We start from the raw sequence: 24523 nt of genomic DNA on the forward strand, positions 1-24523 counted from the left end.
GTTCACAGCCAGCAAAGACTTAACAGTGTTGCCAGACAGCTCAACGAAAGGCCGAGAAAAACGCTGGACTTTGAATCACCCGCAGAGCGTTTTAACCAATGTGTTGCATCCATCGGTTGAACTCACAGCACAGAGCGGACAGTCTGAAGCCCGCTTAGAGCGAGAAGCGAACATGCTTCGCTGTCCGCTCCTCAGGATATTTATAGTGCTGGTCTCAGCAGCCCAGGGGCGATTTCACGATGTTATCCGCCGCCCAGAAGCCCGCCAGGCTCTACAGTCTATGGGATCCTGTTCTATGCCCGGTTTTATTTTCAATGCCTCAGGCCATTTTTTCCCATGACGTCGGTCTCTCATCCAGTTCAACTTCCAACGTTTCAAGGAAGCGTGCCGTCATCATGTAATGCCCGATCAATAGCGTGATTTCGGCTATTTCCTCCTCGCTGCAATAACACCTGAGCGCATGAAACACTACGCCCGTCACTTTGACATGATTCACACATTCGTCGATAAAACGGACCACAGCCTGTGTTTTACCGTCCAGTTTCTGAATATCGCCATCTTCAATGGCGTCGATATCGCTTTCACGCCAGCCGCTCTGTCTGGCTATTTCGACGTGCTGCATACGCTCATACGCGCTGTGGCTAAGCGCGGCGACCCGTAAAATCACCAACTCTCTGTATTTGGCGCAAAGATGCCCCTGTCGGAATGAGGCGCCTAGCGTCAGATAGCCGTCCGTACACGCGCCGGTGCGCAATAAGGCGCGAGTGAGGTTGGCAGGGAAACGCTGATAGAGATCCTGTTGTTCAGGTGTGAGGGAATCGACTTCGGGTAAGGTAATACGTGCCATGATTGTGCCCCTTTTGGAGGGAAAGACTGGCGATGGCCAGTTTTTCGGCCTTTATTCTTGAAACGCTTGTTCCAGATACTGACTCAGCCTTTCTTCAAGCTGGCGTACGCTATCGATACCTACAGCAGAAAAGAGCTTTTCCTCTTGCTCAAGCAGTCGCTTCTGCGGAATCACCTCTTTGCCGAAACGAAGGATGGCCTGATTTTCCTCATCAAATTTCGGCCAGAGATCTTCGCCCCCATGCCGAATAAAGGCGGCATAGTAGTTCCCCATGGCCCCGGCACTGTGTTTGAGTTCATCGATATCGATCCCATCGAATGCTGGCCATTGCGACAGTCGCTCCGGGTCGTAATTACGCCACAAAAACGGCATATCGCCGGTGTGGACCGCCCGTAGCTCCCCATTCCATCCCGGGAGATCGTAGCTGAACTGGAAAAGCCAGGTCGGCACACCTAACCGGGTGAAGTGTCTGGCTATTTTTAACGATGAAAACTTAAAGAACTCAAAAGACATAATGTCGGAGAGAATATGTCCCGGCTCCCGATGTTCCGGATAGAGTTCTTTATACCCTTCGTACAGTTGCTGAGCGCCGTCACTGCCATAAATCGGCGTCAGGACGTCGAGAACATCCTGTACGCTGCCATGACGTAGGGTTTCGGTATGACCGCGGAAAAACTGCCATTCATCTTTGGCGAAACCAATCATCAACTCGTTGACCGTATCGGCAGCCGCGTGGCTGGAGAGATATTCAGCAGGGTGTTCCGGGATCCATTCGCCGTCAACCACGCCACCCAAAGGGCGCCAGGCGATATTTTTGTCCGGATGGAAAAAGCGCGTTAAAACATTCTGCATCGCCAGAAAGCGTTCGGGATCGATGTCGGCGAGCGCTTCAGGGGACGAGATATCCAGTAAGGAGAGATATTTCTCCGCCACCCGGACCGCCTGCGCCTGATTTTGGGTACACCAGACATTGAAAGGCGATAATGACTGGATAATGGCCCGACGGAAAAATTTCCGCGCCGGCGCATAAGTCAGCAGATGCGAGACGGCGGTCGCGCCGCAGGATTCGCCGCCGATAGTGACATTATCCGGATCTCCTCCGAACGCGGCGATATTCTCATGCACCCATTGCAAGGCGGCGAATTGATCTTTCAAACCCAGGTTGATGGCTTCGGGAAACGCATCGCTGATTAAACCAAAATGCACCCAGCCCAGCGCCCCTAAACGGTAATTGGGCCGGACGACAATGATATTTTCCTGCCGGGCAAGATTGGCGCCGTCTTCCAGATGAAACGATCCCGAACTGACCGCGTTGGCGCCGCCGTGATAATACACATAGACCGGCATTTTTTTTCTGCCCGCATTCTCCGGGACCCAGACATCAAGGTACAGGCAGTCCTCGCTGATATTTTCGTGATGGTAGGTTTTCCCCACGTAAGCGGGCCAGGCAGGGACGCCCGGCACGCCGGGGGCGATGCGCTTAACCTGCTCCATAACGGTGTGTGTGTTGTTCAGGTTCATCTGAAAGGACGCCGGTCCCGAAACCACCGCGTTTCTGATCCCCTCCCAGGGAGAAAGGGGCTGTGGGTTGCGAAACCGTAGCGAACCGACCGGGGGCCGGGCATAAGGGATACCACGGAAAATATCCAGCGCGTTTTCGCGCAGACCCTGAATCCGGCCCTGCCGGGTAGTGACGATGGGGGAACGAGTTTCTGTATGCATGGAGCACCTCTATTTTCAATGATGGCGATCTCTCGCCGGTGTCGGCTTGAGCGTGATGAAGAGAGTGAAGGGTTATTCATCGACTAATGCGATGGTTCTGCACCAACCGGCCGAGGCCCGATGGACTTTTATCGGCAGGCTGATGACCGTAAATCCGTTATCCGGTAATGAATTCAGCGCGGAGAGTTTTTCAATCTGGCAGTAGGGCGTTTCGTTTCCGGCATAGTGCCCTTCCCAGATCAGGGAGGAGTCGCCCGTTTGCTGATAACGCGCACGGGTATAAGCGAACGGCGCATCCCAACTCCAGGCGTCGGTGCCAACCAGACGTACACCTTTTTGCGTCAGATAAAGCGTGCCGCTTCGCCCCACGCCGCAGCCGCGTTCAAGGTAATCCTCATGGCCGTAGCGATCGCCCGCCGTCGTGTTGATCAAGACGATGTCTCCCGCAGAGAGGGTATGGCCGATGTGGGCGAATTCTTTATCCAGATCCGCCGGACCAATGACATAGCCGTCGGGGTAGTGGCGAAAATCGAGCTTCACCCCCGGACCGATACACCAGCTCAGGGGGATTTCATCAATGGTCAGAGATCGATCGCCATCCTTCATGTGGGAATGGTAGTGCCATGGCGCATCCATATGTGTGCCCGCGTGGGTGCTCATATTGACGAACTCCACCGCCCAGCCCTCTTTTTCCGGCAAGTCATCCGGACTGAGCCCCGGAAACATCGCGGCAAGCTGAAGCGCGCCTGCCGCATGGTTATGGTAATCAATGGCAGGTAAAAACGGCGGCGGATCGGAGGGGATGCCGTTTTGCAGAGTGACGGAAAGATCGATGATGCGCTGTTTCATTACTGCTCTCCATTTCTCACCAGAACAACCCAACAGGAGACGGAATGCGGTGACGCTATTGGATTATCCCTGGTTTAGTTCTATAGTTGCACTGCACAGTGCAACTGCCAATGCATTGCACTGTGCAGTGCAATTGATAAAAAGTCAAATACAATGGTGAAAAAAAACACTATGGCAACACCGTCTGCTGAAAAAATTCTGGATTCGGCCGTGAACGTCCTGCTGACGCAGGGCTACGACGCGGCAAGCATGGATGACATCGCTGCGGGCGCCGGGGTATCCCGCCGCACCTTGTTCAATCAGTTTTCAACGAAGGAAGTGTTGTTCGAACAGGCTATTGAGTATTTCTGGTCACGTTTACCCGTTGTACAACTCTCTACCACGCAGGAAGCCATGGCCGATCCGCAAACGGGATTGATGCAAATTGGCCTGGCCATCGCGGATTTCTGGGCGGCGGATACCTCCATAAAACTCGCCCGGATGATTGTTCGCGAGAGCGAACGTTTTCCCTCTCTGGCCAAAAACTATCTGGAGTTAGGTAAAGTGCCCGCCCTGGGTTCGCTCATTCGTTACCTTGCCCAGCAGAACGCCGCCGGTCATCTGAAAATGGAAGATACGGATCTGGCAGCCCGCCAGTTCGTAGGAATGATTAATGAGCCTCTGGTGTGGTTTCGTGTGTTAGGGCTTAAGGATGAAGCGAATATCACTCAACGCGAGCGGGTGGTACAGGAAGCGGTCAGGACGTTTTTAAGCCGCTATGCTTAAGCCACACGATCTATCCATAGAGAGCGGACACGCAGCTATGCTCCCATTCCAGGTAGTGAGCCCCTGTTCGCTAAGCCGGTTCACTCCTTTCAAGCTAAGTTTGTTATGAGCCACCCCATTACTTTAATAGAAGCAGACATGTTCAATGTCTGCTCGTGGCACAGAGCGGCCATTCAGGTGCAGGAACTTTGAGCCAGGAGCAGAAGTGGGGCACGGTAGATTCTGGGCGATTCACAGATTGAATCCCGTCCTATCTTACGGCTATTCTCAAGGTATCTTTCATTACGAGCCATACCAATGAGTCCAACGCTTCCAGACGTTATCAGCTTTATCCGTGAGTATGCAGGATTGCGAAAACACCCTATCGATGAGAATTCGTACATTGAGAACGATCTCCATATTACTGGTGATGACGGTGTGGCGCTTTTACAGGAAGCAGAGAAGGTTTTTGGCGTCTGTTTTGAAACGGATGAGCATAATTTAAGGACTCTCTTTTCTATGAAAGATAATGAGTTTCTCTTTTCCTCGGAGGGCTTAGATCTTTTCGGGATTTCCCGTTTTTTTGCAAGGCTGCGAGGGATCCCGGATTCGACGGTTCGGGACCTGACAGTCGGCGAATTCCATCAGGCATTGGTGAAGCTTCGGTTACAACAAGCCAGCGAGAATAATCGCTGAATCATATTGTATCGTGCCAATGTAAAACGGCTTGCATGGCAGGTGACAACAGACCCGGCTTCATTAAGCATGCCATCACTCCAGATCTGCCGCACGATCGCTTTCCTCGTTATTGCCTCCGCGCAATTTGCACTGTCCGGCGAATAGCCGAATTTACGCAAAAATGTGCGAGAAAATGCCTCAGCACTGCCAAAGTCAACCATCGCGGCGAAAGATTTGACACTTCGTCCTGAGCGAAATTTGGCTGCCCTCAGAGCTAAGCCCCGCAGTATCCGCGGGACTTTTTCATTCCTACAGTGACGGATGAGAGCCTTTTACAGGGCTGACGGCTTCCAGCAGGGAAGCAATGTGAAGAATGGTTCGCTCATCGTGCCATTTACCCACAATTTGCACGTTGATGGGCAATCCTTCATGACTTTTACCGAACGGCAGCGCCACGCCAGGCAGGCCCGTCACGTTTAGCGGTACCGTGGCACCCTGCAGATAAGTGGCATCCACTTTCTGACCGTCGATGATAAATTTCTCCACGCCGTGTTTGTGAGCCGGAATGGGGAGAACATGCGTGATAAGCGCATCATACTGTGAAAAGTATTCCGCAAACCCGTCACGCAACCTTTCAGCAGCCTGCTCTGCATCAATAAATTCAGACATGGATGTATCAGGCAGTGACAGCATCGTTTTTGCCATCTTGTAAAGTTCATCAGCGCTTCGACCAGCCGTTGCCGCAGCAAATGCAGGCTTCATCTCCATAACGTGGATTCGGTTAAACACGTCCAGCGCAAAATCCCGCTCCAGCGCAGGAATACCGACGTGCTCTACGACCACGCCCGGTCCCTTCAGTGAATCCGCTGCTGACTTCACCACCGCTGCCACTTCCGGATCAACCGGACCAAAGCCTGGACCGGTCATCCAGCCAATGCGCAGCGGACGGGATGCCATCAGCGGCAGCCCATCAGAATAAGCTGGCGCATTGCTGGAGAAAGCGTCATGGCCGTCTGGTCCTGCAAGCTGAGAAAAAGCCAGGGCAATATCGCGCACTGAACGGGCCATAGGGCCTACGTGCCAGAACCGGCGAGGTGCGCGCGGCCAGATGCCCGTCATAGGCACGCTACCGTGCGTAGCTTTCATGGAGGTTATGCCGGTCTGTGCAGCCGGTCCACGTACTGATATGGCCAGGTCAGTGCCCAGCCCCAGAGGGGACATGCCCGCGGCGATAGCGGCGGACTCGCCGCCACTTGAACCGCCGGGCGTACGGGTCAGATCCCAGGGGTTATTTGAGCGGCCGGACAGAAGATTATCGCTTTCAATCCAGTACGAAAACTCCGGCAGGTTGGTTTTTGCAAGCAGGATAGCGCCCGCCTTTTTAAGACGCGCCACGCTGGTTGCATCCTTATCCGGACGTCGACCTTTAAAAATGGGTGAGCCGCGCTGTGTCAGTACACCTGCGGTATCAATGGAATCCTTGACGGTAAAAGGGACTCCGTGCAGGGGACCAAGTTCTTTACCTTTCATGACGGCTGATTCTGCAGCGGCAGCCTGTTTCATGGCGTCCTCTGCAAGCGACACGACAGCGTTGATGTCCGGATTAGTGGCGGCAATACGGTCGATATGCGCCTGCATAACTTCGACAGGGGAAAGGTCGCGGTTACGTATCAGGTCCGCCAGGCGGGTGGCATCTGAATAAAAAATGTCTTTGCTCATGGTAAATCCTCTCAGTAAAAAAAACTACCTAACAGTTGGTAGGTTGAGCGTAACCCCCTCACAACAAGACTGTCAATATCTACCTAACAAATGTTAGAATTACTGCATCACACTCTGCGAGGAATAAAACGATGAGCAAAACATCCCGGGATGAAATTCTTAACGCAGCCCGTCTGGCGGCCCAGGCTCATGGTTACACCGGTCTGAACATTCGCGGACTGGCGGATGAGGTAGGGATCAAGGCGGCCAGCATCTACTATCACTTTCCCAGCAAGGCCGAGCTCGGTGCGGCGGTGGCTCAGCGCTACTGGGAAGACACGGCGCGTGACCTTGAAATGCTCAGGGAATCAGCAGGCGACGCGTTAAGCAGTCTGAACCGCTACCCGCATATATTCCGCCGATCGCTGGAGAGTGGAAACCGGCTCTGCATGGGCAGTTTTATGTCTGCCGAATACGATGACCTGCCTGAGGCGGTGAAGGTGGAAGTTCAGAAGTTTGCCGACGTCAACATCGACTGGCTGGCAGGGCAACTGCTGGAGGCGGGTATCACAGAGTCAGAAGGCAGCAAAACCCGGGCAGGTGCGATTTTTTCCGCTATCGCTGGCGCTCAGTTGATGGCCAGAAGCCGGAACGATATTAAGCTCTTTGATGAACTCATCGAGGGATACAGGCTTGCGGGTCTGCTTCCTTCCGTCCGGGCCTGAATTTTTGAGTGATTTAAATAAACCTGTGCATTAACTCATGTCCGCTTTGGCACAAAGCGGACTGACACGCTGGCCGATATCCGCAAAGAGCATTTCAAGTGGCACGGCGCAGTCCTTTCCTGACGCGTAAATCCTTTGTATCTGCGGGCAGTCTTGTCAGGACATAGCGCTCAGCCAGGGCATTGCTTTCTAAGGGCAAAAACAGTCAATTTTTAATGTTACTCAGGAAAATTTTAAGACCATCAATGAAAGCCCGCACGCGAAGAGAGAGATGTCTACGGCTGGGATAAATAGCATGGATAGCAATTTCTTCACCTTGTGTTGCAGGCAGCAGTTGTATTAATCGGCCTTCCACAATATCCCTGTCAATCATGAAGGAGGGCAAATACCCGATACCCAATCCAGCTATGGCCGCTGTGCGTATTGCATCTCCGCTGTCAAACCTGACATGGTTACTGCCGTTCAGCGTTATTCGCCCATGCTCCTTATCCACTAAGTTCCATCCAGTAGAAGCCGTTCCCAAACCATAGACAAGACGGCGATGATCTTTAAGATCAGCAAGTGATTCCGGTTTACCCCTTTGTTTGAGATAGTCAGGTGATACAAACAATTGCGGCCGCGTTCTGTCGATAACCTGTGTTATATATTGATGACTCGTAGCGCCATCGCCTACCCGAATAGCAAGATCAAAGCCTTCCTCTATAAGATCTACAACCCGATCGCTGAAGCTGACTTCAATGCTAATACCCGGTGAGTTATCTATAAATGCCTGGATAAAAGGCAATATCACCATTTTTCCATATCCCTCTGACACGGTGAGTCTGAGGAGGCCTTTTGGCAATGGTGAATTCTGGCGGATACTGGCTTCGGCTTCTTCTAAGTCTTCCAGTAGCCTGCAGCAACGGTTAAAGAATTCATGCCCCTCTGTGGTGAGAGATAAGCGACGCGTTGTGCGCTGAAAAAGCCTTGTCTCGAGATAGGCTTCTAACCGCGCTAATGCTTTACCTGCAGCAGAGCGCGTTAACCCCATGGCCTTACCCCCGGCGACAAAACTTCCCGCCTCAGCAACGGCAACAAAGACCCGCAGTGCACCAATATCCAGAGCAGAGCCAGCAAGCTTTGTCGAAGCGATTTTTCTACCCGTCATTGGGGAACCTTTTTCGTCAATAAATTGGTTAAAGTTTTATTGTAGAATTTCCATTAAATAAGGGCACAACAATGTTGTCGAAAAATGCGCAAAATGTTCTGGATGGATGGATCACGGCTGCTGGACCGGTAGTTCAGAAGCTCTATGGTCAGTCTGAAGATTGCTGGCCGAATGTGCGTAAACAATATATGCAGGGCCTGGAGAAAATCTTTCCTGCTGTCAGTGGCGTCTCCTGGAAAACACTCACACTAGGTAATATGTCGGCAATGGTCGGCGAGAGACATGAACATGCTGGAAGCAGTGTGGTGCTTTACATTCATGGCGGCGGCTATGTGCATGGTGGTGTGGAGGCGTATCGGGGGTTAACGGGCCGTATTGCCACAGCGTTAAACGCCACAGTCTATGTCCCGGACTACCGGCAGGCTCCTGATTTTCCTTTCCCGACGCCGATAGAGGATGTCTTTTCAGCTTATCGTGCGCTACTCGACAGGGGTATCAACCCTAAAAATCTGGTTCTCGTTGGTGATTCAGCGGGTGGTGCAATGGTTATTACAATGATGCGTAAGGCCCGTGACGCGGGTATTCCGCTCCCGGCTGCGGGAGTGGCTTTTTCACCCTGGGCAGATCTGACCCATAGCGGTCTGTCTGCTACCGTCCGTGATGGCATCGATCCCCTTTGTAGCATCGATTTTCTCACCAGATTAGCGAGGGAATTTCTTGCCGGTGAGCTACCAACACATCCTGATGCTTCACCCGTTTATGCAGATGTGCAGGGGCTTTCCCCGACGCTTATACAGATCGGCGAGAATGAGGTCATGCTGAGTGGTGCGATGAAACTCGCTTCAAACTTAGGGGAAGCGCGTGTACGCACGACACTCGAAGTCTGGCCGGGTATGTTCCATGTCTGGCATTTGCTGGCCGGCACACTGCCCGAAGCCGACCAGGCTCTACGTAACGCGATGCGTTTCCTGAAGGATGTTTTATCTGAGAATAATGAATCCGACGACGCGACGTCCATGCCATAAATTTGATGCGTTCAGACATACCTAATGAAAAGCGCCCTAATAACATTAAGGGCGCTTTAATGATGGAAGATCCATGCTTTTCTTCGACAACGACCCCGGAATGATTGAAAGTGGCAATGTTCCTGAAGGCGCGAAAAGGGCTGGTCCCAATTCCCTGAGCTTGATGCTTCCGGGTCTGGGCTGTTTCTTATACGAAGGCGAGTTGTTCAGGGCCTGAGAATGTACCTATCTGAACTCCGGCCCTGTCCGGGAAATGCTGGTGAGTTAAGGGATAATGCGCGCGGCTCTGAACTGTCTGAACAGACTGAAGAACATCTCATCCGTAGCCTGCATGCGCCAGAACCCTGCGCGGCGCAGCTTGCTGCCATCGCCAAACATGTCGTAATCCCAACTGAAAACAAAGTCGGCAAACTGCCCGTCGTTCACCTGCAAAATGTCCGTCTCTACCAGACGGTGGTGCCGGGCCAGTTCGCGCCAGGCTGGCTGATAATCTTTGAACATCTGCTGAAATGAAAGTCTGACGGGCGGCGCGCATTCAAGCCCGAACCAGCGAGCAATGAGAGGCCAGAGTTCGCTCCACCTCCAGACATCACCGTTATTCACATTAAAAGCCTGATTTTCTGCGGATGATGAGGTGGCGGCCCACAGGGTGGCATCGGCGAGCAACTCGGCGTCCGTATAGTCAACAATACTGCGCCAGGTCTGTTCCGAACCCGGAAAACGGAGCGGTAGATTGAGTGACTTACAAAGCGAAGCGTACAGAGCGATGCTTAACGCAAGATTCATGGTATTGCCCGACAGGGCGCTACCCACCACGCCCGGTCTGATGGCATTCCAGTGCCATGCTCGTCCTCGCTGATAATCGCTGAGCCAGGCGAGTTGTGCCGCGTTAAATTCCGCTCCCGCAACGCCGGGATCGTTTTCACGCGCAGGGGTTTTAAAAGGCCCAAGATGGGCGCCATAGACTTTATACCCTTGTATCAGGCTCACTGTTTTTAACGATGAAATCATCGCCGTGTGGCAGACCAGGTTACGCAGCATCGTGACGTTGGGCTCCAACATTTCCGTCCAGTTTTCCGCGTTTATCCAGGCGCTGTAAAAGAGATGAGTGACCTTGCTTAAGGGCTGCAGTGCCTGCGCAGTATGCTTTGCATCCAGCAAATCAGCGGTGACGAGTGGGATATTCTGCGGATGCGGTAATGCGTTGCGGCTCAGGCCAATCACTTCCCAGCCATAGTGCAGCAGCGTTTTAACGAGCTGGCTACCGACAATCCCTTTGGCACTGGCGACCAGCGCGACGTTGTTTGTGTGAGTCATATTCATGGTTTCTCCAGATAAAGTGACGGAGAGAGTGTGATATATTAATTTTTCCGCTCATATCCCCTGTAACTGATGGCACTTATAAGTGAAATCATTAAATGAATAACAAGCTCAATGCGATCGTCACCTTTTTGCGTGTGGCCGAAGCTGGCTCATTTTCAGCCGCCGCACGCCAGATTGGCGTGAAGCAATCTGCCGTAAGCCAGCAAATTGCCGCACTGGAGGCAGAGCTTGGTGTGGTTTTGCTGCGCCGTACGACGCGTGCAATGGCGCTTACTGAGCAGGGAGAGAAGTACAGGCGTGAAATGAAGCCTTTGCTGGACGCGATGCGGGAAGCAGAAATCAACCTCAATCCTGCGGGCCAGCACTGGCAGGGCCGCGTCCATGTGCAGTTGCCGAGCGGTTTAGGTCGGCTTTTTCTTCCTCATCTTCTGGCCCTGCAAAAGGCGCACCCAGAGTTACATCTTGAGCTTTCATTTGATGATCGCATTGCCGATCTGGTCAGCGAAGGGGTTGACGTTGCGCTGCGGCTGGCGAGCGAGCCGCCAGAGTCACATGCCGTGCGCGTACTGGGCCGCATTGCGACGGCGCTTTACGCTGCCCCGGAATTTGAACACATCGATTCAGTGGATGAGCTGGCTCAGAAGCCACATATCCGGTTTAGTGGTATCGCGCCTGATGCGCCGCTACGGTTAGTTTCAGGTGATGAAACAATAAATCTGATGGTGAATACCGTGTTTCGGGCCAATACCAGCGAAGGGCTGCTGCAGGCGATCCAGGCAGGCATCGGTGTCGGTGGTATGCAGCTTCCCCTTGCTGCTGAAGCGGTGCAGTCAGGCTTGCTGGTTCCCGTTCTGCCTGAATGGCGACTGCCAGACCGATTCCTCTACGCGGTTTTCCCGGATGCCCGTTTTATACCTCAACGGGTAAGAAGCGTTGTGGAAGTGATAAAGCAGTTACTGCCACAGATAACAGGAATGTGCTGAGGGCCGATAAGCCTGGCCCTGTTGTATTCTGCACAGCATAAATTTTCGGTACAAAGCGGCCAACATTAAGGGCTGGCATGTGCGATATGCTGACAGGTGAGATCAGGCACTTTATTATGTCAAACTATCTGGTAAGTCTGTGGTCCTGGCCAGGCATAATGGTTTGGTACATGCTGGCATTTATTCAGTCATCCATTTGAGAAAACCATGAAAAAATCGATAGTTCCTGAAGAGTTTCAGCATTATTTCAATGACTGGCATTTCTCCCCCGTCATCGAAGCAGATGGCACAGTATATCTTTCAGGTGTTACCGCAGCACGCAAGGACAAACCAATAAGTAAGCATCCTGAAGAACAATTCCATGATGCGTTTTATAAGCTGGGTGTTTATTTGAAAGCGGCCGGTTTGGGCTATGAAAATATACTTGAGATGACCACTTTTCACGTTGATCTCAAAAAACATATAGACGTTTTTTCTAAAGTAAAAGATGAGTATATAAAGGCGCCATACCCGGCATGGTCCGCCATTGGCGTATCAGAATTCATTCCAGAAAATGCGCTTGTGGAAATGCGAATTGTGGCTAAAAGGTAATTTTCAGGCTTGTGACATGCTCCCCGTTGATTAGTACACGCCGATTAACGCATCGGATACAAGCAACTACGGCCTCTATGCGACGCTCACCACCGTTTGGGAAGCCAAAAGCGTGACGCAGGTGATACAAACGCCTGCCACGACGCCGCTTTTGGCAATGACATCGCGATGTTGTCTGGCTATTTTCCTTTCTTGCGAAACGCGTTCACATTCCCTTCTTGTTGGCGGGCTATTTTCCCTCTGGTGAAGCTTTTTTAACCAAAACGTGGAGAACAGCATGAGAGAATTAACGAAGACATTATTTGCCACTGCCTTTATGGTTTGCACTTTTTCCGTTAATGCTGCAACAGAGGGCGATATAAAACCGCCGCCTTTACAAAGGGATAGCCCGCCCATACAGGGCCCTGCGCCACTCGTGTATGGTGTTGTCCAGCAAACCACCACCCCGGTCGAGGCGTTAAACAATGTGGTTAAAAATCTTCCGGCGCTGGAAAATGGGAGGCGTTATGAAGTCCGGCTGGAAGTGAGGGAACTGGCGCCCGTGCCCACGCCGCCAGTTCCCCCGGCACCATAGTTAACGTTTGTTCAGCCCCTTGCGGGGCTTTTAAACAAACACTTATCAGATTGGCGTTACTCTTTTCGTCCCTTTAACAACCTTAAACGCCTGTCAAAAAAGTTGTTACCACGATAAAAATAGTGGAACAAAGAAAACCGCGAATAACGTGCCGCTGATAATGCCGCTTCCTGCAATGAACTGCCAACCCACTCTCCGGTAAACCCAGTTGGTAATGCCCTGGCCAGTAGCTCCATCGTTTTCATTGCCGGGAAAGTCCTTTGACACAACTTCAGGACGCTGCTGTGGCTGGTTTTGAACAGCATTTTCAAGCCACTTCATCTCTTTCGGGAAAACAGCCTGCATAAAGCGTTATTCACTGTTGGAGTTCTTCAGGTATTTAGCCGTGGTGCTGTGATTAGCGCACCCAGGTGCAGGTAACATCCGCTGCTGGCTTGAAGGCGTCGGCCTGGTGGGGAGATATGTCCGCTCAGAGCAAGGGGCGGATATTCATACTGTCCGCCGATTATTCATGACTAAATGTGAATTACTACAAACAAGTCAGGACTGCTGTGGTGATGCGAATTTTGCAGCAATCATTTCAGATGTGGGCTGTATTCCCCCAAGACTCCACTGCTCCGGTTCATGCTCGTCAATCAGGATCCATACCGATCGCCGGAATTCAGGATCGCCTTTCCCCTCAATTTCAACAATAAGATCAGTCATTCGACGTAGCAGTTCATTTTTTTGCTCCGAATTCATAATTCCTTTAATGGTTTGCACTTTTACGAAGGGCATTGTATTCTCCTTAAATAGCTGGGTATTAAAATCATACCCAGGTTAAGAGGCAAATGCATACATGTCAAAAGATAAATCATTACCATACCTGCTACCTGAGCTTTGCGGGCTTGCTGCGTCAGCAGAACTACTTGGAGATCAATGGGTTTTGTTGATTCTAAGGGAGGCATTTTATGGGGTCACCCGCTTTGAAACTATACGTGCTCATACAAAAATCACGAAGCAGACATTGGCAAACCGATTAAAAAAAATGACTGAACTCGATCTACTATGCAAAATCCCCTATCAAGAAGAAGGGGTACGTGAACGGTATGAATATGTTCTCACAGCCAAAAGTCGCAGCCTTGCGCCAATTCTTTTCTCCATGATGGAGTGGGGTCATAAAAACATACTGCACGACTCACCGCATATCGCCTTAACGGATAAAGAAAGTGGAGAAGTGCTGTATAGCGCCTTTGTCACCGCAGGCGGTAAGATTGTTGATCCTAAAAATGTTCAGATAACAGCGCTTGATAGCTAATTTGGCCTGCTCCCCATAAAGTAACATATCACAATGTTATCAACGTCCCTCTTGATTAAGGATAGCGTTGCATTGAACTGTTGAACTCACAGCGAAGTACAAACGTCAGGACTTATCAACAATAACCCCGATTGACGATAGAAAAGCGCCGCCGCGCAGGTACACTTGACAGCAAACTTTGGCCTGAATAGGCTTACACAACGTCGCGAAAAACGATCATTTCTGTTTCTGGAGTGATCGCGCATACGTCGAGTCTGTGTCCTCACAGTTTGACCAGCGTCTTCGAAATCAACGGCTTTACTGCCATGAAATGGCGGGAGCACTTATCGTTACCCTTGCGTAGCGATACGATAAACGGAGCGCATCTATGTCAAACTCAAGTTCTAAACCCGCTTTATCTGTCAGTTCACTTCCGGGTTTTTCTCATCCTTTGCGCTCCGGCGACAGTCACAAGATGAAGGCAATCCGTTATCACGCTTTCGGCGGGCCTGACGAATTGAAAGTCGAGGAAATAGCGGTTCCACATCCTGGACCCGAAGAGATCCGCATTACGGTGCATTGTGCGGGTGTGAACCCCTCTGACTGGAAACGAAGAGAAGGCCAGTATCGGGCATTCGAAGAGATCACGTTTCCGCTCACGGTCGGTGTGGAAGCCAGCGGCATTGTGGATGAGATTGGCGATGGCGTTTGTGACGTTGCCATTGGCAATGCAGTATTTGGCTTTGGCGATGGCACCGTCGCGGAGAAAGCCATTCTTACCCACTGGGCGGTCAAACCCGCTGCCGTCTCTTTTGAAGTGGCAGCCGGCTTGCCTGTTATTGTTGATACTGCCACCCGGGCACTGGATGAAGTGAACATCGAAGCCGGGCAGACTCTGCTGGTTAGCGGGGCGGCAGGGGGCGTAGGCACAGCGATAGTTCAGCTGGCACGTCTGCGCGGCATTAACGTTATTGGCACCGCAAGTTCTCCTAAGCATGTTTATCTCGCTTCATTAGGCGCAGTGCCTACGACTTACGCTCCTGGCTTGAAGGCACGAATAACTCAGTTAGCCCCCATGGGCGTCGATGCCGCTATTGACGTTGCGGGATCCGGGGTTATCGCTGAGTTGATTGCCATCGTGGGAAACCCTGCTCATGTGCTTTCCGTCGCGGATTTTTCAGCAGAACAATATGGCGCGAAATTTTCCCATGGGCCGCCAGAGCAACCGGAAATTGCCTTTGCAGAAGTTGCCCGTCTCTGTGCGCATGGCCTTTTTCAACTTCCTGTTCAGGGCGTATACCCCCTGGAGCAGACGGCAGAAGCACATCGGGTGAGCGCAGAAGGGCACGTCACCGGCAAACTGATCATCAAGGTTCGCTGAGAATGCAACGCACGCGCTCACCGAAACCTCTGCGAACTTATTGCGACGCTTCTGCAAGTAATGCCACCTGCACAGCAGGACGCGCATCGATCTTTCTCTTATACGCTAACAGGGCGGGCCAGCGATTCAGTTCGAAGGAGAAGAATTTACACCAGCCCAGCACGGTGAAAAGGTAGGCATCAGCGACGCTGAACGACGAACCGGTCAGATAGGGTTTATCGTTGAGTGTATCCTCAAGGAAATCGAAGCGCCGGAAGAGCTTCTCACGAAAAACCGTTCTGACCTCTTCCGGCAGCGTGGTGTTGAATAGCGGTGCTGAGCCTGCGTGTATTTCACTGGTGATAAAGTTCAGCCACTCCTGCAGACGCACCCGCGCCCAGCTGTCCGCTCGCGGCGCCAGCCCGCTTTCCGGTTTCATGTCGGCGAGGTACTGCACAATGGCCGGGCCTTCGGTGAGTATCTGCCCGTTATCCAGTTCCAGTGCAGCGACATAGCCTTTAGGGTTAATGGTCCGGAAATCGCGTCCGTCCGCAGTGAGTTTGCTCCTGTTGTCCACTTTGACCAGCTCAAACGCCAGCCCGAGTTCACGCAGCACAATGTGTGGTGAAAGTGAACAGGTGTTCGGGGCGTAATACAATTTCATGCTCTCTCTCCGGTAAATTGAAAAGCTGTCGCGTAACATTCAGCGCGATCCTCAATACACTGTGATTAAAGCGTCTCGCGCTGTAAAATTAATGTTTCATAAATTAGCTATTAGCTGAGCTACTGATACTTATGATGAATCTTTTGCACTGGCGCTTACTGGTCGCAGTGGCAGATGCCAGCAATATCTCGCGTGCCGCTGAGGAGGTTGGAATGACTCAGTCCGGTGCCAGCCAGGCTATCGCCCAGTTGGAAGCTTCACTTGGATTCGCGGTATTTACGCGTGAGCGTCGGCATATCGGTGTCACTGCGCTGGGTGAGCAGGTTGTCGGGCATGCAAGGAGCATGCTGGCGCGGCTTAACGCGATCCGCGTATTGGCGGATGAGAGCCGGGGTTTACAGGGCGGCCGCATTCGCCTTGCCAGCTTTCCTTCCGTGACATCGACATTGTTGCCTGGACTGCTGCGCGACTTTAAGCGCCTGCACCCGGGCATGGAAGTGGTGGTGCTGGAAGGTACGGACGAGGAAGTCGAGGAGTGGCTTGCCGCAGACACCGTTGAGCTGGGCGTGGTAATGAACCCGTTACCAGGACGAGCCGACGTCATATTAGGGCAGGATGTATGGGTAGCAGTAATGCCAGCCAGTCATCCGCTGGGACGTCATGCCGGTACGAGCGGCATAACGCTGGAAAAACTGGCAGACCAACCCTTTGTTCTCGCCACAGGCGGATGTGTCGTCAATGGAAAAAGTCTGATGGAACAGGCAGGTTTGCAGCTCTCTGACGTACGCGTGAAAGTGCGCGACTGGAGCAGCGCCTGCCTGCTGGTGCGGGAAGGGATGGGTGTCGCGCTGGTCCCTGAATCTGCCCTGTCGGTTGAATTACGCGGCTTGTGCGTGGTGCCGGTGACACCTGCTGTACAGCGTGAATTTGGTCTGGTTTGTTCGCCATGCGGAAAATCGTCTGCTGCGACACAGGCATTACTGAAAGGGCTGCGCAGAGGGGGATGATCGGCGGCAAGGTTAATGCGTAATGTGATTTATGCACGTGCAGGCGTGCCAGCAGGCGACCTTATGGCGCTAATAGTGCTGCCAAACGTTTCACTGCAGCTTGTGCTTCTTCCGCGCTGGTAAAACTGGTAAATCCCATCAATAGCCCGTTCTGCTGCCGGGTGCCTGCCTCCCAGTCACTGAGCGCCCTGACACCAAGCCCTGCGGCCTGAGCCGCTGTCGCCAGCGTTTTATCGCACTGATGTTCGTTCAGCCAGGCCAGAACCTGGATTCCCCCGGCCTGCGGCTGGATGCGCAGAGAGGAGCCGATAATGCTTTCAAGTGCCTCCACAAGATAACCGCGTCTGACGGCGTACAACTGGCGCATTTTGCGCAAATGGCGGACAAAATGCCCCTGTTGCATGAACGCCGCCACCATCGCTTGCGGCAGAATTGATCCCGGTCCAGGCCAGTGATTAACCGCCTCGTGAAAGGTCTGTTGCAAAGCGGGGGGCACCACCAGGTAGGCCAGACGCAAGCCGGGAAACAGGACCTTACTGAAGGTTCCGGTATAAAGCACACGCTGCTCATGATCGAGACTTTTCAGGGCCGGTAGCGGATGCCCGTGGTAACGGAATTCACTGTCGTAGTCATCCTCAATGATCCAGGCATCTTTTTGGTTCGCCCACGCCAGCAACGCCAGACGTCGGGGGAGAGACAGTGCGACGCCAGTGGGGCTTTGGTGTGAAGGTGTGACGACCGCAAACCGTGCATTGGGTGCCATCTGCTGTCCGGCAGCGACCTGTAGCCCCTCTTCATCCACCGGAACGGGGGTCAGCGTCATGCCCATTTGTTGCAGAGCGTATCGACCAGGAAAATAACCGGGATTTTCATACCAACCGCTGTCGCCTGTCCGTAAAACGGTACGACACAGCAGTTCCAGCGCTCCCTGATAGCCGGTGGTAATAAAGACCTGTTCCGGCGCGCAGGCGATCCCACGGGAAATGCCCAGATAGGTAGCGATGGCTTCCCGTAGCGGTGCGTATCCGGCAGGATCGGGATAATTCATCATCGTAGCCTCAATCATCCGCAGCGTTTGCCCCGACAGGCGAGACCATATTTTACGCGGGAATGCATCAAGCGCCGGTACACCTGGCTGAAACGGTAAAATATCCCCCGTCTGGCGCACCTGATAAGGCTGCTCACCTGAGGTTCTGTGCTGCGGCGGGTTTCCGGCGTTCGGCAGCCTCGCCAGTTGGGGCGAGACCCGGGTGCCCGCCGCGCCTTTCGTCACCAGGTAGCCCTCGCTAACCAGCATCTGATAAGCCATTTCCACCGTTCCCCGCGCGACGTGAAGCTCGCTGGCGAGATTGCGTATTGATGGAACACGCTCCCCCGGGCTCAGCCGGCCGGTCGTGATCGCGTCGCGATAGCGCTGATAAAGCTGCAAATAGAGTGGTTTGTCAGGCTGCCAGCTGGATTTCAGCATCTGTGCTTTCACGTCATTTGTCCTGGTAATTTAGATAATTCTTGTCACTGTAGCATGGGTCATGTCGGCGATATATTGCAGCCATCAGACAGGGGGAACGAATGGCGACATTTGAACTATACAAGGTTGAAAGCGAACTGGCGCTCCATGCCGCGTACACATTAATGCGCGAGTTGCGACCGCACCTGACCGATGCCGCGAGCTTTATCGCGCGCGTCCATCGTCAGGCTGAACAAGGGTATTGCTTGCAAGGCGTCTGGCAGGATCAACAGCTCCTGGCCCTGGCGGGCTATCGGGTTGCGGAAAATCTGCTGTACGGGCGCTTTCTGTACGTTGATGACCTTGTGACTGCACCCTGTGCCCGCAGCCACGGACTGGGGGCGAAATTAATCGATGCCCTGCGCGCAGAGGCGCGCGATCAGAATTGTACTCACCTGGTGCTGGATACCGCTTTAGGCAATGCGCTGGGACAACGTTTTTACTATCGACAGGGATTGCTGGCGGCAGGCATGCACTTTCGTCAGACCCTGGCATGACGTTTTTTAATAACCGGAGATAACCTGATGAGCACCCCACAACGTTTACCCTATTTCACCCTTTCCCCGGAGGCCTATAACGGGTTTGCTGCGACCAAAAAAGCGCTGAGTAAAAGCAGTCTCGGGAAAGCGCTGATAGAGTTGGTCTGGCTGCGGATCTCGCAGATTAACGGCTGCGCATTTTGTCTTGAAATGCACGCCAAAGCCCTGCGCGCCGACGGTGAAAGCGCTGCACGACTGGATAGCCTGGCGGGATGGCGCGTCAGCGAATTATTCAGCGAACGTGAGCGTGTCGCCCTTGCGTGGGCGGAGTCTCTGACGCACGTAGATAAAACGCATGCGCCTGATGATGATTATATTCCTCTGCAGGCGCATTTCAGCGAAGCTGAAATTTCCGACCTGACCTTTGCGATCGCGCTGATGAGCGCCTTTAACCGTCTGGCGATCGGCATGCGTCAGTAATCATGACGTCCGGCTCAGGGATGCGCCGGAACGGTGAATATTCAGCATATTGCTTATGCCCCGCGCCTGTTCGCAGGAATTCAGGCTGCTCCCCCGGAGGCGAGTATGGCCAGCTCCGACACGCCTTCACTCATTATGTCGCTGTCCTGCAGAAGATGTTGAATATTCACCCAGCGGGCTTCACTTACGTCATCGGCTGCAACTGGCTCGCCACTCACGTACCGGCATTGTATTGCAACCATAACGTAGTGCGTGCTCACATCGCCGTTATCATCTTTAGCAATCGCGTCCACCACCGTGAGTATCCGCTCCGGGTCTGCCACGATACCCGTTTCTTCATAAAGCTCACGTTGAGCGGCGGCGAGTGATGTTTCGCCGATCTCCGTTTTCCCACCGGGAAAGCCCCACATACCGGCGTCCGGCGGGTTATTCCGTTTTACCAGCAGAACGTGTTTTTCACGCACCACCACAGCCAGGACAGCGGCAATGGGTCTGGCCGACGGTATCGGATACATGTGGTACTCCTTTGCAAGAAATATCGGCGGTGGAGATGTCCCAACCGCATGAAGATCGCTGTTAATAACCCCTGTATCCACTTTTCGCCAATTTTTCAAAATATAAACACCTGTACGTTAATTATTAACGACACAGCGTCTCATATTTTATCTGTCATAACGGAGAACTTATCTTCCCCGGGCTTTTTCACCCGTTAGCGTTAATACCGTACTGGTTATAATGGCGACGGCCTTACCATCTTCGCGAGATATTTCACATCGGTAATGACTGATCGTTTTGCCACGATGCTCAGCATGTGCGGTAGCTAATAAACGCGAACGCCAGACAGGACGAAGAAAAGTGGCATTAAGGTCTATCGTTGTAAAACTTTCATTCTTCTGCATTAAAGTGGAGTGCGCGGTTCCTATTGCAGCGTCTGCCAGTTCGCATAATAAGCCGCCATGGACAGTGCCCTGCTGATTTCCATGACGTGCCGAATCGGCATCAAGCATCAGCGTCGCCTTTGCTTCGCCAATATCCACAATGCTGAAACCCAGCAGCCCTGAGATGGCTGTGGGATAATTCATATATGTTGTCATCGTATCGTCCAGTGTGCCTTGCAACTGGCGCTGTAAAAATTCGAGGACGGGTATATAAACGGACTTTTCTTTCATCATCATCTTCTAAATAAATGCCGTCACGACGGAAATAGAGCGGGGCAGCGCGATTATCTGCCCCCAATCAGAAATGTCTCTGCGATATAAAAGTTGCAGGTGAGACTTTTCCGGCAGGCCTTTCTCACTTTCGCACTGCGACTATCATTTCCAGCTCAACAGGCGCGCCGCGCGGTAATTCAGCTACGCCTACCGAAGTGCGGGCATGCGTGCCCCTTGCTCCAAGCCTCGCGACGAGCCGATCGGATGCTCCGTTCATTACCTGACTTTGCTGGATAAAACCGGGGGCAGAAGCAATATACCCTACGACTTTAATCACCTGGATAATATTAGCCTCGCCGCCTACGGCCTCACTCACTGCCGCAATACAGAGGTCTGCACAAAAAGCAGCGGCCTGTTGGGCGGCGGGAAGATCAATGTCCTGTCCCACTTTTCCTGAATAAAGTAGCGTTTCACCTTTGCGCGGGAGTTGCCCGCTCACATAAGCCAGCCCGTCATGGATGATGACGGGAACATAATTTCCACCCGGCTGATTTGTTATATGCTCAGTCATAATATCACCTGTATTTTACCGTTCCTGCATTCGGGATAACGTATTCACACATGGGGCAGAATACACGGCTGACAACCACCTGTGAGCGGGGATTATTTTTATATTCCAGACTGGGATGTTTCTGACTCAGGAAATATTCAGTCAGGTATCACCAGCGCACCACAATCACTGTCGGTAATGAAGGTAGCCAGTAATTCGGCAGGTTCCGTTTTACTGACGTTTTCGGCAAAAAGGTGTAATGCGCCAGGCGGCTCGAACCAGGTTTGCCCTGTTGTATAAGTTTCAGCCGCACCTCCTTCCATTTGCGAGCGCAACGTGCCTTTCAGGACAAACGCCAAAACCGAACCCGGATGACGATGCCGCGGTGTATAAGCGTCTGGCGGAAAGTCAACCACCGCTACGGTGATGGATTTGCCGGGAATGTCCTGCAAAGTTTCACAGGAAACGGGCCTGATACTCGTTTCAGGGCGCGCGGTATCCATGGCACCGGACATACCGGACATCTGTAAACCCGTCAAAGCGTGTTGGTCATTATGATGCATGGCCGGCGCTGAAGCGCCCGAATGATATACAAATGCAATATCACCCGCGAAAAGCAATGCCGCACCTGCAGCGGCGATGATGATAAGCCGCCTGAAAGGGCTGAAATGCAAAAGTGTCTTTCTCTGCGAGAAGGATGAATCAGGCTGTGTAAACACGGGAACCTCATGACGAAATGCCGTAACTAGCGTTACAGACGGAAATCACAGAGTGTTGATCGCCTTCAACCGGGCGCCATCAATTTGTCCGGCGGTGTTAAGGCTGCAATATATCGCCATAATGACCCACCCCATAGGGTCAAGAATTAACAGAAATACCAGGACATTTGCCTTTGATGAACGCAGTTAACATCAACCCGCAGCATGACATGCCCCTTTTGCAATAGCGCTTGACAGGGTTTCAGTAATCAGTAATCTCTCTTTTATGGGAATAATATCTCAGATAAGAGAAAAGACATGAACAACCAGGATTACAGAGCAAGGTTAGCCGCCCGTCTGGCCGCGCTGCGCTTACAACACAATTGGTCACTTGACGAGCTTTCCACTGCGTCGGGCATTAGCCGGGCATCCTTATCACGGATTGAACGGGGTGAAGTCAGCCCGACAGCGGAGGTTCTCAACCAACTCTGTATTGTATACGGAATGACGATGTCCCGGCTGTTAAGCGAGATTGAACAGGCAGCAGATAATCTGTTCAGGGCAGAGCAGCAACCTCTGTGGCAGGATGAACTCAATGGATTTGAGCGACGCATGTTATTACCGCCTTCCAGTCAGTTCAAATGCGAGATGATCGAGGGAAAATTGCGCCCTGGCGCTTTCATTGAATATTCAAGCCCTCCCGTTCAGGGGCTTGAGCAATATCTATGGTTATATGCAGGTGAATTAACTATTACGATGAACACTGAAAAATGGAGTTTGAAAGAAGGCGACAGTTTGCGTTTCCATTTATCAGGTTATTCATCATTCAGCGCTCATCAGAGCCTCGGTGCACATTATATTTTGGTGATATGTAAATCATGATTGAATATGAACTTCTCAGTGCTATACAGGCGCATCAATTTTTACCAGAATTAGGTGACGTATTGCAGTCTTGTGTAAGAGATGGAGCCAGTGTCGGTTTTACCGATCCCGATGATCGGCAGGCTATTGACCGTTTCTGGAAAGATAAAATTTATAGTCTTGCCAGCCACGATTGCGAGTTATTAGTCGCCCGCGATAATGGTTTTTTAGCTGCAACCGTCATCATTAACTATTGCGGCATTCCTAACGGTCGCCATCGCGCTGAAATATCCAAACTCCTCGTTCATCCGCAGGCTCGTCGTCAGGGGATTGCCAGAGAATTAATGAGTCGGGCAGAAGATATGGCCTGGAAAAAAGGCATCTCTTTACTCGTACTTGATACACGAACCGGAGATGTGGCCAGCGATTTATATCTTTCCCTGGGGTGGCAGATAGCCGGGGTAATACCTTGTTATGCGAGGTCGATAGAAAACACCTTACACGGCACAACGTTTATGTACAAAATTAATGCGTCCGCTGGCTGATGATATTAACTGGCACCTTTCGCGTTAATACTGATCGTCATGCGAAAAAAATTACCGGTGCACAGAAATAAACTGAAAAAATAACCGTGTCGTACATTCACCTCAAGTGTGAAGCGAGCAGCCTGTCGGAATCGTTATATCGCCAATAGCACGTGCCATAATATGGAGGGCATTATCTCTCCTGCACTGAATATACTGGCAGGGCGGTGTGAAGAGGGTAACTGGAGAATATCGCGTGAAACAGTTCAACAAGAATGCAAATGCTTACGATAAAATCAGAAGCAAGATTACCTATCCACAGGCTCTGTATCGTTATCTTGCCGAACGGGCTCCCGCGACCAGTGCCGCACTGGATATTGGCTGTGGTAACGGGGTCTCCAGCATTCGCCTTAAAGACTATTTCAGTTACGTGGAAGGATGCGATTTAGGGGAGGCGTTAATTGAACGGGCGCGGGTTAACTATCCGGAACTGAGCTTCACCGTTTCCCCGGCAGAAACGTTTTCTCCCGGACGGGCCTTTGATCTGATTACCAGCGCCACCTCTTTTTACTGGATGGATCGTAAAGCGGTGTTGGCCAACCTGAAAAACTGGTTGCGCCCGGAGGGGCTTTTTTGCGCTTACCGATATGATGTCCCGATAATCTATGGCCCGTTACGGGACTTCATTGAAAAAGAGCTGGTAACACACTGGGCTGCCCATCGCGATCCCCGTTTAATACAATACGATGACACGCTTGAGCTGATGCGTGATTGCCCGCATTTGCAGGATGCAAGGCGTGAAGCCTTTGCAAATATCCTGTTTCTGAGTGCAGAAGAAGTGGCGCTATTTTTCCTCTCAACAAGCTATGCCAGTCGTTTTATTGAACTGGAAGGTGGCGAAACTTACCGCAACAATTTTGTGGAAAAAGTGATGTCCATCGGTGGCTCTGAGCCGATAGCCGTGAATTTCGATATTCATGCATTCAGTGCCACTTATCTTCCTGCAAACTGAATTATCTGGCCGCAACAGCGGCCTTTTTTGTTTGTCACCACAGCAAGC

At 52.1% G+C, this 24523-nt stretch carries 29 protein-coding genes and 1 pseudogene; 16 read left to right on the top strand and 14 right to left on the bottom strand.

Going from position 1 to position 24523, the window contains the following annotated elements; genetic code table 11:
• A pseudogene (locus CWM66_RS21485) lies at positions 1-120 on the top strand (IS30 family transposase); the annotation flags it as partial.
• A 199-nt stretch (positions 121-319) separates the two neighbouring features.
• Here CWM66_RS21485 and CWM66_RS21490 read toward each other — a convergent pair.
• The 3 genes from CWM66_RS21490 to CWM66_RS21500 form a co-directional block, all read right to left on the bottom strand.
• On the bottom strand, positions 320-847 hold the full coding sequence (locus CWM66_RS21490) for a carboxymuconolactone decarboxylase family protein (protein WP_035887716.1): 528 nt from the start codon (positions 845-847) through the stop codon (positions 320-322).
• Between the two features lie 51 nt (positions 848-898).
• Positions 899-2569: a carboxylesterase/lipase family protein gene (locus tag CWM66_RS21495; RefSeq protein ID WP_107147264.1), complete on the bottom strand. Its 1671-nt coding sequence runs from the start codon at positions 2567-2569 to the stop codon at positions 899-901.
• Between the two features lie 72 nt (positions 2570-2641).
• Complete coding sequence (locus tag CWM66_RS21500) at positions 2642-3418, bottom strand: cyclase family protein (protein ID WP_107147265.1); 777 nt, start codon at positions 3416-3418, stop codon at positions 2642-2644.
• A 171-nt stretch (positions 3419-3589) separates the two neighbouring features.
• On the opposite strand from CWM66_RS21500, the gene CWM66_RS21505 reads away from it, so the two are divergent.
• Positions 3590-4183 (top strand): TetR/AcrR family transcriptional regulator, encoded by a 594-nt coding sequence (locus CWM66_RS21505; RefSeq protein WP_158262962.1) that lies wholly within the window; start codon positions 3590-3592, stop codon positions 4181-4183.
• 297 nt (positions 4184-4480) lie between these two features.
• Positions 4481-4858 (top strand): hypothetical protein, encoded by a 378-nt coding sequence (locus tag CWM66_RS21510; RefSeq protein ID WP_035887723.1) that lies wholly within the window; start codon positions 4481-4483, stop codon positions 4856-4858.
• A gap of 291 nt (positions 4859-5149) precedes the next feature.
• Here the strand turns inward: CWM66_RS21510 and CWM66_RS21515 are convergent, their stop codons facing one another.
• Entirely contained in the window at positions 5150-6559 is a 1410-nt protein-coding gene (locus tag CWM66_RS21515; RefSeq protein WP_007370427.1) for an amidase, read from the bottom strand.
• Positions 6560-6690: 131 nt separating this feature from the next.
• On the opposite strand from CWM66_RS21515, the gene CWM66_RS21520 reads away from it, so the two are divergent.
• Positions 6691-7263, top strand: coding sequence for a TetR/AcrR family transcriptional regulator (locus CWM66_RS21520; RefSeq protein ID WP_007370428.1), 573 nt, complete (start codon positions 6691-6693; stop codon positions 7261-7263).
• A 205-nt stretch (positions 7264-7468) separates the two neighbouring features.
• Here the strand turns inward: CWM66_RS21520 and CWM66_RS21525 are convergent, their stop codons facing one another.
• Positions 7469-8410 carry a LysR family transcriptional regulator gene (locus CWM66_RS21525; protein WP_007370429.1) on the bottom strand — a complete coding sequence of 314 codons (942 nt, stop codon included), beginning with the start codon at positions 8408-8410 and terminating at the stop codon, positions 7469-7471.
• 71 nt (positions 8411-8481) lie between these two features.
• Here CWM66_RS21525 and CWM66_RS21530 point away from each other — a divergent pair, with 71 nt between their 5' ends.
• Positions 8482-9435 (top strand): alpha/beta hydrolase, encoded by a 954-nt coding sequence (locus CWM66_RS21530; RefSeq protein WP_035887727.1) that lies wholly within the window; start codon positions 8482-8484, stop codon positions 9433-9435.
• Between the two features lie 264 nt (positions 9436-9699).
• Here the strand turns inward: CWM66_RS21530 and CWM66_RS21535 are convergent, their stop codons facing one another.
• Complete coding sequence (locus CWM66_RS21535; protein ID WP_107147266.1) at positions 9700-10758, bottom strand: SDR family oxidoreductase; 1059 nt, start codon at positions 10756-10758, stop codon at positions 9700-9702.
• 95 nt (positions 10759-10853) lie between these two features.
• Between CWM66_RS21535 and CWM66_RS21540 the strand changes: the two genes are divergently transcribed.
• The 3 genes from CWM66_RS21540 (at position 10854) to CWM66_RS21550 (ending at position 12906) form a co-directional block, all read left to right on the top strand.
• On the top strand, positions 10854-11741 hold the full coding sequence (locus tag CWM66_RS21540) for a LysR family transcriptional regulator (RefSeq protein WP_107147267.1): 888 nt from the start codon (positions 10854-10856) through the stop codon (positions 11739-11741).
• A gap of 207 nt (positions 11742-11948) precedes the next feature.
• Entirely contained in the window at positions 11949-12332 is a 384-nt protein-coding gene (locus tag CWM66_RS21545; RefSeq protein WP_007370434.1) for a RidA family protein, read from the top strand.
• 277 nt (positions 12333-12609) lie between these two features.
• Positions 12610-12906, top strand: coding sequence for a hypothetical protein (locus CWM66_RS21550; protein WP_107147268.1), 297 nt, complete (start codon positions 12610-12612; stop codon positions 12904-12906).
• Between the two features lie 105 nt (positions 12907-13011).
• On the opposite strand, the gene CWM66_RS21555 is transcribed toward CWM66_RS21550, so the two are convergent.
• Both CWM66_RS21555 and CWM66_RS21560 read right to left on the bottom strand, forming a co-directional pair.
• Positions 13012-13251: a hypothetical protein gene (locus CWM66_RS21555; RefSeq protein WP_035887735.1), complete on the bottom strand. Its 240-nt coding sequence runs from the start codon at positions 13249-13251 to the stop codon at positions 13012-13014.
• A 195-nt stretch (positions 13252-13446) separates the two neighbouring features.
• Complete coding sequence (locus CWM66_RS21560; RefSeq protein WP_007370438.1) at positions 13447-13683, bottom strand: tautomerase family protein; 237 nt, start codon at positions 13681-13683, stop codon at positions 13447-13449.
• Between the two features lie 61 nt (positions 13684-13744).
• Here CWM66_RS21560 and CWM66_RS21565 point away from each other — a divergent pair, with 61 nt between their 5' ends.
• Together CWM66_RS21565 and CWM66_RS21570 are read left to right on the top strand one after the other, a co-directional pair.
• Positions 13745-14203, top strand: coding sequence for a helix-turn-helix domain-containing protein (locus CWM66_RS21565; protein ID WP_035887737.1), 459 nt, complete (start codon positions 13745-13747; stop codon positions 14201-14203).
• 454 nt (positions 14204-14657) lie between these two features.
• Positions 14658-15563, top strand: a complete 906-nt coding sequence (locus CWM66_RS21570; RefSeq protein WP_107147269.1) for an NADP-dependent oxidoreductase — start codon at positions 14658-14660, stop codon at positions 15561-15563.
• Positions 15564-15600: 37 nt separating this feature from the next.
• Here the strand turns inward: CWM66_RS21570 and gstA are convergent, their stop codons facing one another.
• Complete coding sequence (gstA, locus tag CWM66_RS21575; protein WP_107147270.1) at positions 15601-16206, bottom strand: glutathione transferase GstA; 606 nt, start codon at positions 16204-16206, stop codon at positions 15601-15603.
• Between the two features lie 131 nt (positions 16207-16337).
• On the opposite strand from gstA, the gene CWM66_RS21580 reads away from it, so the two are divergent.
• Positions 16338-17213: a LysR family transcriptional regulator gene (locus tag CWM66_RS21580; protein WP_107147271.1), complete on the top strand. Its 876-nt coding sequence runs from the start codon at positions 16338-16340 to the stop codon at positions 17211-17213.
• 61 nt (positions 17214-17274) lie between these two features.
• On the opposite strand, the gene CWM66_RS21585 is transcribed toward CWM66_RS21580, so the two are convergent.
• Entirely contained in the window at positions 17275-18693 is a 1419-nt protein-coding gene (locus CWM66_RS21585; protein ID WP_199200059.1) for a PLP-dependent aminotransferase family protein, read from the bottom strand.
• 89 nt (positions 18694-18782) lie between these two features.
• Between CWM66_RS21585 and CWM66_RS21590 the strand changes: the two genes are divergently transcribed.
• Entirely contained in the window at positions 18783-19217 is a 435-nt protein-coding gene (locus CWM66_RS21590) for a GNAT family N-acetyltransferase (protein ID WP_007370444.1), read from the top strand.
• 27 nt (positions 19218-19244) lie between these two features.
• Entirely contained in the window at positions 19245-19679 is a 435-nt protein-coding gene (locus CWM66_RS21595) for a carboxymuconolactone decarboxylase family protein (RefSeq protein WP_007370445.1), read from the top strand.
• Positions 19680-19759: 80 nt separating this feature from the next.
• Here CWM66_RS21595 and CWM66_RS21600 read toward each other — a convergent pair whose 3' ends face one another.
• From CWM66_RS21600 to CWM66_RS21615, 4 genes are all read right to left on the bottom strand, one after another.
• Positions 19760-20194: an NUDIX hydrolase gene (locus CWM66_RS21600; protein ID WP_007370446.1), complete on the bottom strand. Its 435-nt coding sequence runs from the start codon at positions 20192-20194 to the stop codon at positions 19760-19762.
• Between the two features lie 168 nt (positions 20195-20362).
• Entirely contained in the window at positions 20363-20854 is a 492-nt protein-coding gene (locus CWM66_RS21605; protein ID WP_197685249.1) for a PaaI family thioesterase, read from the bottom strand.
• Positions 20855-20972: 118 nt separating this feature from the next.
• Positions 20973-21401: a RidA family protein gene (locus CWM66_RS21610; protein WP_071921326.1), complete on the bottom strand. Its 429-nt coding sequence runs from the start codon at positions 21399-21401 to the stop codon at positions 20973-20975.
• 137 nt (positions 21402-21538) lie between these two features.
• Positions 21539-22099 (bottom strand): cupin domain-containing protein, encoded by a 561-nt coding sequence (locus CWM66_RS21615; protein ID WP_199200060.1) that lies wholly within the window; start codon positions 22097-22099, stop codon positions 21539-21541.
• A 297-nt stretch (positions 22100-22396) separates the two neighbouring features.
• Between CWM66_RS21615 and CWM66_RS21620 the strand changes: the two genes are divergently transcribed.
• From CWM66_RS21620 to CWM66_RS21630, 3 genes are all read left to right on the top strand, one after another.
• Complete coding sequence (locus CWM66_RS21620; protein ID WP_071921324.1) at positions 22397-22960, top strand: helix-turn-helix domain-containing protein; 564 nt, start codon at positions 22397-22399, stop codon at positions 22958-22960.
• Complete coding sequence (locus CWM66_RS21625; protein ID WP_107147272.1) at positions 22957-23484, top strand: GNAT family N-acetyltransferase; 528 nt, start codon at positions 22957-22959, stop codon at positions 23482-23484. The genes CWM66_RS21620 and CWM66_RS21625 overlap by 4 nt, the downstream gene beginning before the upstream one ends.
• A 235-nt stretch (positions 23485-23719) precedes the next feature.
• Positions 23720-24475: a trans-aconitate 2-methyltransferase gene (locus CWM66_RS21630; protein WP_072439084.1), complete on the top strand. Its 756-nt coding sequence runs from the start codon at positions 23720-23722 to the stop codon at positions 24473-24475.
• The last annotated feature ends 48 nt before the right edge of the window (positions 24476-24523 follow it).

Source organism: Kosakonia sp. H7A (assembly GCF_003028445.1).
Taxonomy (GTDB): domain Bacteria; phylum Pseudomonadota; class Gammaproteobacteria; order Enterobacterales; family Enterobacteriaceae; genus Kosakonia; species Kosakonia radicincitans.

Bases quoted from the DNA above. Each gene is read 5' to 3' on its own strand.
- CWM66_RS21490 (WP_035887716.1), bottom strand. From the start codon at position 847: ATGGCACGTATTACCTTACCCGAAGTCGATTCCCTCACACCTGAACAA.
- CWM66_RS21495 (WP_107147264.1), bottom strand. From the start codon at position 2,569: ATGCATACAGAAACTCGTTCCCCCATCGTCACTACCCGGCAGGGCCGG.
- CWM66_RS21500 (WP_107147265.1), bottom strand. From the start codon at position 3,418: ATGAAACAGCGCATCATCGATCTTTCCGTCACTCTGCAAAACGGCATC.
- CWM66_RS21505 (WP_158262962.1), top strand. From the start codon at position 3,590: ATGGCAACACCGTCTGCTGAAAAAATTCTGGATTCGGCCGTGAACGTC.
- CWM66_RS21510 (WP_035887723.1), top strand. From the start codon at position 4,481: ATGAGTCCAACGCTTCCAGACGTTATCAGCTTTATCCGTGAGTATGCA.
- CWM66_RS21515 (WP_007370427.1), bottom strand. From the start codon at position 6,559: ATGAGCAAAGACATTTTTTATTCAGATGCCACCCGCCTGGCGGACCTG.
- CWM66_RS21520 (WP_007370428.1), top strand. From the start codon at position 6,691: ATGAGCAAAACATCCCGGGATGAAATTCTTAACGCAGCCCGTCTGGCG.
- CWM66_RS21525 (WP_007370429.1), bottom strand. From the start codon at position 8,410: ATGACGGGTAGAAAAATCGCTTCGACAAAGCTTGCTGGCTCTGCTCTG.
- CWM66_RS21530 (WP_035887727.1), top strand. From the start codon at position 8,482: ATGTTGTCGAAAAATGCGCAAAATGTTCTGGATGGATGGATCACGGCT.
- CWM66_RS21535 (WP_107147266.1), bottom strand. From the start codon at position 10,758: ATGAATATGACTCACACAAACAACGTCGCGCTGGTCGCCAGTGCCAAA.
- CWM66_RS21540 (WP_107147267.1), top strand. From the start codon at position 10,854: ATGAATAACAAGCTCAATGCGATCGTCACCTTTTTGCGTGTGGCCGAA.
- CWM66_RS21545 (WP_007370434.1), top strand. From the start codon at position 11,949: ATGAAAAAATCGATAGTTCCTGAAGAGTTTCAGCATTATTTCAATGAC.
- CWM66_RS21550 (WP_107147268.1), top strand. From the start codon at position 12,610: ATGAGAGAATTAACGAAGACATTATTTGCCACTGCCTTTATGGTTTGC.
- CWM66_RS21555 (WP_035887735.1), bottom strand. From the start codon at position 13,251: ATGCAGGCTGTTTTCCCGAAAGAGATGAAGTGGCTTGAAAATGCTGTT.
- CWM66_RS21560 (WP_007370438.1), bottom strand. From the start codon at position 13,683: ATGCCCTTCGTAAAAGTGCAAACCATTAAAGGAATTATGAATTCGGAG.
- CWM66_RS21565 (WP_035887737.1), top strand. From the start codon at position 13,745: ATGTCAAAAGATAAATCATTACCATACCTGCTACCTGAGCTTTGCGGG.
- CWM66_RS21570 (WP_107147269.1), top strand. From the start codon at position 14,658: ATGAAGGCAATCCGTTATCACGCTTTCGGCGGGCCTGACGAATTGAAA.
- gstA (WP_107147270.1), bottom strand. From the start codon at position 16,206: ATGAAATTGTATTACGCCCCGAACACCTGTTCACTTTCACCACACATT.
- CWM66_RS21580 (WP_107147271.1), top strand. From the start codon at position 16,338: ATGATGAATCTTTTGCACTGGCGCTTACTGGTCGCAGTGGCAGATGCC.
- CWM66_RS21590 (WP_007370444.1), top strand. From the start codon at position 18,783: ATGGCGACATTTGAACTATACAAGGTTGAAAGCGAACTGGCGCTCCAT.
- CWM66_RS21595 (WP_007370445.1), top strand. From the start codon at position 19,245: ATGAGCACCCCACAACGTTTACCCTATTTCACCCTTTCCCCGGAGGCC.
- CWM66_RS21600 (WP_007370446.1), bottom strand. From the start codon at position 20,194: ATGTATCCGATACCGTCGGCCAGACCCATTGCCGCTGTCCTGGCTGTG.
- CWM66_RS21605 (WP_197685249.1), bottom strand. From the start codon at position 20,854: ATGATGATGAAAGAAAAGTCCGTTTATATACCCGTCCTCGAATTTTTA.
- CWM66_RS21610 (WP_071921326.1), bottom strand. From the start codon at position 21,401: ATGACTGAGCATATAACAAATCAGCCGGGTGGAAATTATGTTCCCGTC.
- CWM66_RS21620 (WP_071921324.1), top strand. From the start codon at position 22,397: ATGAACAACCAGGATTACAGAGCAAGGTTAGCCGCCCGTCTGGCCGCG.
- CWM66_RS21625 (WP_107147272.1), top strand. From the start codon at position 22,957: ATGATTGAATATGAACTTCTCAGTGCTATACAGGCGCATCAATTTTTA.